General features: G+C 70.5%; 8 protein-coding genes. 3 read left to right on the top strand and 5 right to left on the bottom strand.

From position 1 onward, the window contains the following. Nucleotides 1–256: 256 nt before the first annotated feature. The 3 genes from P1P70_RS34160 to P1P70_RS34170 are packed head-to-tail and all read right to left on the bottom strand — an operon-like array spanning nucleotide 257 to nucleotide 3,058. The gene (locus P1P70_RS34160; protein WP_319244754.1) at nucleotides 257–979 is read right to left on the bottom strand and encodes an FAD:protein FMN transferase; all 723 of its coding nucleotides are present in this window, start codon (nucleotides 977–979) and stop codon (nucleotides 257–259) included. A gap of 4 nt (nucleotides 980–983) precedes the next feature. Further along, complete coding sequence (locus tag P1P70_RS34165; protein WP_319244757.1) at nucleotides 984–1,688, bottom strand: FMN-binding protein; 705 nt, start codon at nucleotides 1,686–1,688, stop codon at nucleotides 984–986. A gap of 26 nt (nucleotides 1,689–1,714) precedes the next feature. Beyond that, a complete protein-coding gene (locus P1P70_RS34170; RefSeq protein WP_319244759.1) occupies nucleotides 1,715–3,058 on the bottom strand; it encodes a ferredoxin reductase family protein in 1,344 nt (447 codons plus the stop codon). 149 nt (nucleotides 3,059–3,207) lie between these two features. On the opposite strand from P1P70_RS34170, the gene P1P70_RS34175 reads away from it, so the two are divergent. After that, on the top strand, nucleotides 3,208–3,897 hold the full coding sequence (locus tag P1P70_RS34175; protein WP_319244761.1) for a response regulator transcription factor: 690 nt from the start codon (nucleotides 3,208–3,210) through the stop codon (nucleotides 3,895–3,897). Further along, nucleotides 3,894–5,357, top strand: coding sequence for a HAMP domain-containing sensor histidine kinase (locus tag P1P70_RS34180; protein WP_319244763.1), 1,464 nt, complete (start codon nucleotides 3,894–3,896; stop codon nucleotides 5,355–5,357). The genes P1P70_RS34175 and P1P70_RS34180 overlap by 4 nt, the downstream gene beginning before the upstream one ends. Nucleotides 5,358–5,659: 302 nt before the next feature. Here P1P70_RS34180 and P1P70_RS34185 read toward each other — a convergent pair whose 3' ends face one another. Further along, complete coding sequence (locus P1P70_RS34185) at nucleotides 5,660–7,141, bottom strand: DUF1996 domain-containing protein (protein WP_319244765.1); 1,482 nt, start codon at nucleotides 7,139–7,141, stop codon at nucleotides 5,660–5,662. A 347-nt stretch (nucleotides 7,142–7,488) separates the two neighbouring features. Further along, nucleotides 7,489–8,256 (bottom strand): SDR family NAD(P)-dependent oxidoreductase, encoded by a 768-nt coding sequence (locus P1P70_RS34190; RefSeq protein WP_319244767.1) that lies wholly within the window; start codon nucleotides 8,254–8,256, stop codon nucleotides 7,489–7,491. Nucleotides 8,257–8,425: 169 nt separating this feature from the next. Between P1P70_RS34190 and P1P70_RS34195 the strand changes: the two genes are divergently transcribed. Continuing rightward, on the top strand, nucleotides 8,426–9,157 hold the full coding sequence (locus tag P1P70_RS34195) for a response regulator transcription factor (RefSeq protein ID WP_319244769.1): 732 nt from the start codon (nucleotides 8,426–8,428) through the stop codon (nucleotides 9,155–9,157). Nucleotides 9,158–9,350: the final 193 nt, after the last annotated feature.

The following is a 9,350-nucleotide window of genomic DNA, read 5'->3' on the forward strand; positions in this document are numbered from 1 at the left end:
TACCGGCGCTGACAGGGTGCCGCCTGCGCCCACCCTCCCCCACTCTCGGCTTCGCTCGAGCGGGAGGTGCCCCCATCGCCCCAGCGGCACGATTGCCCGCAGGTGGTCGGGGTGGTGCAGGCGGTGATGGGGGCCGCAGGCCCTTTCAGGGGCGCGGGGAACTGCGCGATCAGCCACGAACTGCCCGCAGTCGCCGAACGCCCGCACCCCCGAGCCATGAGGCGCCCTCACACCCTCACGCAGCCACCGGACGCCCTCACGCAGCCACCGGCAACCCCGGCGTCCGGAAGACCTTTTGGCGGGCGTCGACCGCGAACACCTCGCACCCCTCCCTCGCCGCGGCCCACTCCACACCCTCCGCCCCCATCGCGAACGCCGCCGTCGCCGTCGCGTCGGCCTCCGTGAGGGTCGGGGCCACCACCGTGAGGCTGAGCAGACCCGTCGCCGCACGGCCGGTGCGGCCGTCGAGGATGTGGTCGCCGCGCTCGTAGCGGGCGGACGTGGCGACCGCGCCGTCCGTCACCGACAGGACCGCGCAGAGCCGGTCGGCCCGCTCCGGGTGCCGCACCCCCACCCGCCACGGCCCGCCCGTCGCCGCCACGTCACCACCCGCGTTGAGGCACAGCCGCTTCGCGCCCCGCCCCGTCAGCAGCTCCGCCGCCCGCTGCACGGCCCAGCCCTTCACCATGGCGCAGGGGTCGAGCCCGCGCCCCGGCAGCCGTACGTCGAACGCGCCGCCCGTGGCCACCCGGTACTCCTCGCAGAGGGCCAGCACCTCGGCCAGATCCCGGCTGACCTCCTCCGGTGTCAGCTCGCCCCGGTCCAGCCGCGACACCTCGCTGTCGGCGCGGAACGGGCTGAACCGCGCGTCGACCTCGCGCAGCCACGCGAACGCCGGCTCCGCGGCCTCGGCGGTGGCCTCCTCGTCCTCGATCAGCAGCGAGATCGGGAACCCCATGATGTGTTCGACGCTACGCACCGGATCAGGCCTTCGCGTCGATCGCGGCCTGGAGGGACTCCCGGTAGCCGTCGCTCGTGATGGTGGCGCCGGAGACGGTGTCGAGGTCGGCGCTCTGTGCCGCCAGGGTCTCCTTGATCAGCACCGGGACGGCGGCCTCGGTCTGCGGGTGGTTCGGCTGTTTCAGCATCTCCACGGCCGCGATCTCGTCGCCCTCGAAGGTCACCTGGACCTGGACGTCGCCCTTGGAGGTGCCGACGGTCGGGCCCGCGACCGTCCGGCTCGCGTTCTGTGCAGCCGCCTCCGAGTCACCCGCTGCCGAGTCGGACGACGCCGCCGCCTTCCCGTTCTCGTCGATCGTGGCCTGCAACGACTCCCGGTAGGCGTCGCTGGTGATGGTGGCGCCCGAGACGGTGTCGATCTCGGCGCTCTGTGCCGTCAGGGTCTCCTCGATCAGTACCGGCACCGCCGCCTCGGTCTGCGGGTGGTCCGGCTGCTGGAGGAACCTCACGGCGGTGATCTTTTCGCCCTGGAAGGTTGCCTGGACCTGGACGGGTCCCTTCTCGGTGTCGATCGTCGGGCCCGTGACCACGGTGGCGCCCGACGACGTGGACGCGGAGGCCGACGGGGCGGGCTCGGCGGTCGACGTCGTGTCGGTCGAGGGGGCGTAACGCCAGACGGGCACCAGCGCGGCGGCGCTCAGGACCAGGGCGGGTATCGCTCGCTTCACAGTGTTGTCCTCGTGTCCCTGTGTCCTCAGCCGGCCAGGCTGAAGCGTTCGAAGTGGATCTGCGGCTTGGGCACGTCCAGCTCGCGCAGGCTGCCCAGGACCGCGTTCATCATCGGCGGCGGCCCGCACAGGAACACGTCCCGGTCGGTGATGTCCGGCACCATCCGCAGCAGCTCGCGCGGCGCCAGCAGGTCGGGGCTGACGGGGCCGGAGAGCAGGTGCAGCTCGGCGCCCTTGTCGAAGGCGAGCCGCTGCAGCTCGTCGTAGAGGACCGCGTCCTGCTTCGTGGCGACCCGGTAGATGACCACCGCGTGGCCCTCGATCTCCTCCAGCAGGGCCCGGATCGGGGTGACACCGACGCCGCCGGCGATGAGCACGGACTCGGGCCGGGTGCGGTGCATCGCGGTGAAGGCGCCGTACGGCCCCTCGGCGAACACCCGGGTGCCGACCTTGACGTGCCGCAGGGCGGCCGAGCCCTCGCCGGCCGCCTTCGCGGTCAGCCGCAACTGGCTGCCGTCGGGCGCGGCCGACAGCGAGAACGGGTTGGCCTGCCACCAGCGGTCACGGGTCAGGAACCGCCACAGGAAGAACTGGCCGGCCCGCGCGGGCATCCGGTCCAGGTCGCGGCCGGTCATGTAGATGGAGACGACGTTGTCGGCCTCGGGAACGACCGCGGTGACGCGGAGCTGGTGACGCCAGTTGCGCCACAGCGGCAGCACCAGCCGGCCCGTGAACACGGAGGCCAGGGCCACGCCCCACAGCGCGTACCAGTACGCCGTCGCGGTCTCCGACGACGCGAACGACGTACCCGCCGCGACCTGGTGCGTGAAGGCCAGCACCACCGCGACGTACGTGTACAGGTGGATGAAGTGCCAGGTCTCGTAGGCCAGCCGGCGGCGGGCGAAGCGGGCCGACACCACGCCGATCACGGCGATGATGCCGAGCGCGACGATCGCGCGCAGCACGCCCTCGACGGTCTCGGCGAGGTCGACGAGCTGGCTGACCGGGTCCAGGTCCGAGGACTGGGCGTAGCCGAAGACGATGAACACCCCGTGCGCGACCAGCAGCCACAGCACCGAGAAACCGGTCCAGCGGTGCCACGAGGTCAGCCGGTCCATGCCGATGCGCCGGTCGAACCACGGCAGCCGGGCCACCAGCACCAGCTGGAACGCCATCAGCAGCGCGCCGAACAGACCGGTCAGGCGGCCCAGCACGATGAGGGCGTTCGAGGCGAAGCCCGCCTGGACGAAGAGGAAGGTCACCGCGGCGACGTTCGCCGCCAGCACCGCGTACAGACCGGTGCGGGCGACCACTCTGGGACGCGCTCCCGAGCGGCTGACCGCCGCTGGGGGGTGTTGGACAGTGGTCACGGGGAGAGCTCCTTGATCGAGTGGTGAGTACGAGCTTCTCCGGTGACTGCTGTCGTTTTACTGTCGGACAACTTTCAAGTATTTATCGATCGGGCCCCAGGGCTGTGAGCGGCTATGGCGCACGGCGATCGGTGGCGCAATATGAGCACGTGGAAAAAGTGCGACTGCTCGTGGTGGACGACGACCCGCCGATCGCGGACCTGGTGGCTACCGTCGCCCGCTATGAGGGCTGGGACGCCGTCACGGCGCACTCCGGTGAGGAGGCGCTGCGGCAGGCGGCCGAGTTCCGCCCCGACATCGTGGTGCTGGACCTGATGCTGCCCGGCCTGGACGGCTTCGGCGTGCTCGACCGGCTCCGCCGGTCCGGCACGATGGTGCCCGTGGTGTTCCTGACCGCCCGCGACGGCGTCGCCGACCGGGTCGCCGGCCTCACCCGGGGCGGCGACGACTACCTGGTCAAACCGTTCGCCGTGGAGGAGCTGATGGCCCGGCTGCGCACCGTGCTGCGCCGCAGCGCCGGGCCCGCCTTCCAGCGCTCCGTCCTCCAGGTCGCCGACCTGACGATGGACGAGGACACCCGCGAGGTCCGCCGCGGCGACAAGCTGCTCACCCTCACGCCCACCGAGTACGAGGTCCTGCGCTACCTCATGCGCAAGTCCCCGACCGTCCTCACCAAGGCGCAGATCCTCGACCACGTCTGGGAGTACGGCTTCGGCGGCCGCTCCAACGTCGTCGAGCTGGTCGTCAGCCGGCTGCGCCGCAAGCTCGACGACACCGGCGAGCCGCTCATCCACACCGTCCGGGGATTCGGCTACGTCCTGCGGCAGGCCACCGAGTGATCACCCGTCTCAAGCAGGGCTATCGCGACATGCGCCTCGGCACCCGGCTGGCCCTCGGCCTCGGAGCCCTGGCGCTCGTCGTGTTCGCGGTCGTCGGCAACGCGCTGACCATGTACATGCGCGACTATCTGTCCGCGCAGCTCAACGAACAGCTGAAGATCGCCCAGATCGCCCAGTCCAAGAGCATCGCCGACTACGGCACCCTCAAGGGGAAGAAGTACTACCGCTGGTACTACGCCGTGTACGACACCTCGGGCGGCACCCCGGTGCTCCAGAAGCCCGAGGACCCCGGCGACCTGCCCAAGGACATCGACGACTTCACCCTCGTGGCCAAGGCGCTGAGCACCGAGGACATGGAGGTCACCCGCACCGAGCACCTCAAGGGCCAAGGCCAGTACCGGCTGCGTGCCTGCGAGGTGGAGCCCGGGGTGGTCCTGGTCAGCGCCGCGCCCATGGACGACATCGAGGACACGGTCGGCCGGCTGATCACGGTCCAGGTCGTCACCTTCGCCCTCGCCCTGATGGCGCTCGTCGTCTTCGGCCGGGCCATGCTGCGGCGCGGGCTGAAGCCCCTGAGCGACATGGCGCACACCGCTCGCGGCATCACCTCGCACGACCTGACGGACTCGGCGCGGCTGCCGGTGCGCCACGACAACCGTGACGGCGGGCCCGAGGTCGAGGAACTGCGCACCGCCTTCAACACCATGCTGGAGCACATCGACGACGCGCTCGGCGTGCGCACCGAGGCCGAACAGCGCCTGCGCCGCTTCGTCGCCGACGCCTCCCACGAACTGCGCACCCCGCTGATGTCGGTACGCGGCTACGCCGACCTGTTCCAGTACGCCGCCGCCCACAGCCCCGAGGAACGCGACAAGCACCTGGCCCGGCTGCGCGCCGAGGCGGCCCGGATGGGCGTCCTCCTGGACGACCTGCTGATGCTGGCCCGCCTCGACGCGGCCGACGTGGAGGCACCGCTGCGGCTGGAGGAGGCCGACCTGACGGAGCTGGCGCGACAGGCGGCGGACGGCTTCCGAGCGGGCCACCCCGACCGTCCGCTGACCGTGGCGACCGGCTCCGACCCGATCCGGCTGCGCCTCGACCCCCTCCGCCTCCGGCAGGTCCTCGACAACCTCCTCACCAACGCCGCCGTGCACACCCCGCCCGGTACGAAGGTCTCCCTGGAGGTCGCCGTGGGGTCCGGCACGGCCGAGGTACGGATCACCGACTCGGGGCCCGGGATCCCGGCCGACGACCAGGAGCGCGTCTTCGACCGCTTCTACCGCGTCGACAAGGCCCGCAGCCGCGACCGGGGCGGCAGCGGCCTGGGCCTCGCGGTGGCCCACTCCCTGGTCCGCGCCCACGGCGGCACCATCACCCTGACCAGCGAGCCGGGCACGACCACCTTCACGGTCCGGCTGCCGCCGGCGGGGACAGCCACAGCTACGCAGGCGGAGGCCTAGGGGGTGTTTCGAAAGTCCCGCACAGCACCCACGGCGCCCGGCACGCCCTCTCGCCGCACCGGCCGAAAGCCCAAGTACGTCCAGTACGAGGACTTTCGTCCGGCACGCCGAGAGCACGCACCGGACACCGCGGGCACCGCACAGGACTTTCGAAACACCCCCTAGCGGCGAGATCGAGGCCGAGACCCAGCGACGCCGGGTGCGACGGAGCCCCGTCCACAGCCGCGGCACCGTCATCCTGGACGAGCAACAAAAAGGAGGGGGACGTCGCCGGAGCGACGTCCCCCACCCGTGTGCCGGACTCAGCTGCACTTACGGCCGGTGTTGATGCACTGCACCGCCTTGTTCATCAGCTTCTGGTCGAAGACGTTGATGAAGTCGCCGTGGTCGGTGACCGGCTTGTGCTGCTGCTCGGGGAAGCTGTCCAGCGAGTAGAACGGACGGGTCTTGCCGTTGTCCTTCACGCTGGGCGCGTCCACGTCGTACACCAGCCGCTGCACCAGCTGCGGGATGGCCTTGAAGCCGGCCGCGCAGTTGCCGTTCGCGTCGGCGAAGGCCACGTGCGTGCGGTGGTTGGCGCTGTCGATGTTCTTGCCGTCCCAGCAGCTCTGGAACTTGAAGGTGCGCACCACGTCGCTGCCCGCGGGGCAGAGCGGGTACTTGTCCTTCAACTGCACCTTGTTCTCGAAGCCGGTGCAGCTCCAGGAGGCGTTGGCGTTGGCGGGGCCGTTGACGAACGCCTTGGCGTCACCGGTGATGATGCGCAGCAGCCTGGGCATCGCCACCACCTTGCCGCGGGGGCTGCCCACGAAGTTCAGGGTGGCCTGCTTCGCCGTCAGGATCCGGCCCGTGTTGCCCTCGGCGCCGCCGCCCTGCTGGGCGGCGTCGAACTCCTTGGTGCCGTCCTGGAGCCGCAGCACCGGCCAGAAGTACGACGACCTGTCACCCTTGTTCCGGCAGCTGGTCCCCGCCTTGGCGAGGTCCTGATCGCTGGAGAAGGCGTCGTTGTCCTGGTTGCCGACGTAGTCGTGCATGTGGTGCGCGCCGTTGGTGACACCGGGCGCGACGATGACGTTGTCGCTGTTGTACAGCTTGTTGGCGTTCACACCGCACTTGGTGACGAAGGTGCCCTTCGACGCCTGCGCCGACCTGGCGGGCGTGCGCACGTTGGGCTTTACCTTGGTGATGTCCACGAAGTCCGCCGCGACGGGCCCGTTGCCGGCCACACCGGCGTTGGGGTTGTTGCCGCCCTGGTTGCCGCCTTGGTTGCCACCCTGGTTGGCGCCGCCGCCCTGAGCGGGAGCGGGCTGGTTGCCGGTGGGGCGCAGCGTGCAGGCCGCCAGGGCGTCGAGGCCCTGCGGCTTGGCCGCCACCCGGCCGATGGCGATGGCGATCCGGTCGATCGCCGCCTTCCGCTTGTCCTTCAGCGGACCCACGATCGCGTTCTGCGCGAAGTTGGGGTCCTGCTGAATGGCCCTCTGCGAGGTGGAGAGGCGCTGGTACGCCTCGGAGATCTGCTTGTCGAGAAGGGCCAGCTCCCGGTCGACCTGAGCCTTCGCCTGAGCCGGCACCGACGTCAACTTCTGGCCCACGTCGGGGCAGTCGATGGTGGACGTTCCGGCCGCGAGCACCTGGTTCTGGGCAGGGCCCTTCGAGGTGCTGGTCTCGCCTGCCGAGGCGTAGATGTTGACCGCCACCAGTCCGCCGGCACCGATGGCTACTGCGGCTGCCGCGCCCACCGCTCGGCGGGCGGTGTTCGATCTCTTTCGCGTGTTGCGTCTCATCAGGCCTCTCAAGGACAACTCCGGAGCCGGCGGGACATCCGGCACGGGTCATGCGCGTCCTCGTCTACGTAAGGGGTACACAGAATGCTCAGCGAATCCTCAGATTCAGAGGATCCTCCATGTGTGAAACCCTCATGTGCGCCCAATCCGGACCGAGTTGGCCGCACTCGGGCCGTCGGGGCTCATTTCGTCGAACGTCACGACACCTTCTCCGGCGCCCCCGGCATCCGGCCCCCGGCCGGTGACTGCGGAGTCGGGTGAAACGCTCGTGGTGCCCGACGATCTCGGTGGGTGGCCCTGTACCGGGCGCTCGGTGCCGACGGGCCCTCGGCGCGGGCCGGCGTCCGTCAGACGGCGGCCCAGGCGTCGTCGACCGGAAGCACCACACCGTTGACGAAGGCCGCAGCGTCGGAGGAGAGGAAGACGATCGCGTCGGCCTGTTCCTCGGCCGTGCCGAGCCTGCCGATGGTGGCGCCGATCAGCCCGCCGATGACCGCCGGACCGTGCGCCTGCCGGTCGGCGTCGACCTGGATGTTGGTCAGCGTGGGGCCGGGGGCTATGGCGTTGGCCCGGATGCCCTGCTTCCGGTACATCACCGACAGGCTCTTCACCAGGCCGACGACACCGTGCTTCGACGCGGTGTACGCGGCACCGGCCGCGCTGCCGCGCAGTCCCGCCTCGGAGGCGGTGAAGACGATCGCGCCGCGCTCCGCCTTCAGCATGTGCGGCAGGGCGGCGCGGGTGAGCAGGAACGGCGCGGTCAGGTTGACCCGGATGACCCGCTCCCACTCGCCGTCGTCGACGTCGGCGAGGGCGGACATCCTGTCCATGATCCCCGCGTTGTTCACCAGGACGTCCAGTCGGCCGAAGGTCTCCACGGCCCGCGCGACGACCTCGTCCACGACCGCCTGGTCACTGAGATCACCGACGACCGGGACGGCGGTGCCGCCGGCCGCCGCGATGGCCTCGACGGTCTCCTCGGCGGCCTTCCCGGCGATGTCGGCGACCAGCACCTTCGCACCCGCCGCGGCGAACTTCAGGGCCGCGGCCCGGCCGATGCCGGAACCGGCTCCCGTGACGACGACACCGCGGCCGTCGAGACCGTTGCTGCTCATCCAGAAGTCCCTCTTCCCTGGGATGGGCCGATCACCCGGCCCCGTCGCCTTACTTGAGTGAGGCAAACACATACGACTTACTTGAGTCAAGCAATGAGAGTAGTAGAGTGCTGTCCATCCCATCGGCGGCAAGCGCCCACCCGCCCCGTAAGGAAAGAGCCTGACCCGAATGGCCTTGACCACGTACGGCAGTGCCAGTGAGAAACCGTCGCTCCCCAGGGGTGCGGGCCAGCACGTCCTGATCGTCGCGGACGACCCGGACGTCGCCGAACTCCTTTCCACCACAATGGAGTTGGCTGGATACCGGATCCACGCGGCGGAGTCGGGCGCGGCAGCCGTCGCCCGGCTCACCGAGCAGCGTTTCGACCTGGTCGTGCTCGACCTCGCCCTGCCGGATCTGGAGGGCCTCGGCCGGGAGCGCCGCCCCCTGGCCCACCGTCCGCCCGTCCTGTTCCTGACCCGGTACGACTCCCTCGGCAGACTCCTCCCGGAAGTCGGCCTCGGGGAACAGGACTACGTCACCAAACCCTTCCGCATCGCCGAGGTCCTGGCCCGCGCCCAGGTCCTGCTGCGCGGCCGCAAGCCCGTCCGCAGGGACAGCGAACTCGCCTATCGCGACCTGGTCCTGGACGACCCCGCCTGTCAGGCCCTGCGCGCGGGGCGGGCGTTGAGCCTCACCCCGGCGGAGTACCGCCTTCTGCGCTACCTCCTAGTCAACGCGCACAAGGTGCTGTCGAAGGAGCAGATCGGCCGTTACGTCTGGGGTGACTTCCATGGTGGCAACGCCATCGAGCAACTCGTCTCCCGGCTCCGCCGCAAGGTGGACCGCGAGGCCCCGCCCCTCATCCACACCCGCCGTGGCTTCGGGTACTGGCTCGGCGCGACTGCCGGGGACCGCTGAAGGTCACTGCTTCGACGTGCACGTACGTGCACGTACGTGCACCGGCGCACGCCGACGCGCACCGGCATGCACCGACGCGTACCGAAGCACACGCAGGGAAGCGAACGCATCGTCCCCCCCCGCGCATGACTGACCCGCCACGCCACCGAAAGGGCGGCACCGGACCCCGTCCGGTGCCGCCCTTCTCCGTTCC

The organism is Streptomyces sp. MB09-02B, from assembly GCF_033794485.1.
Lineage (GTDB): Bacteria > Actinomycetota > Actinomycetes > Streptomycetales > Streptomycetaceae > Streptomyces.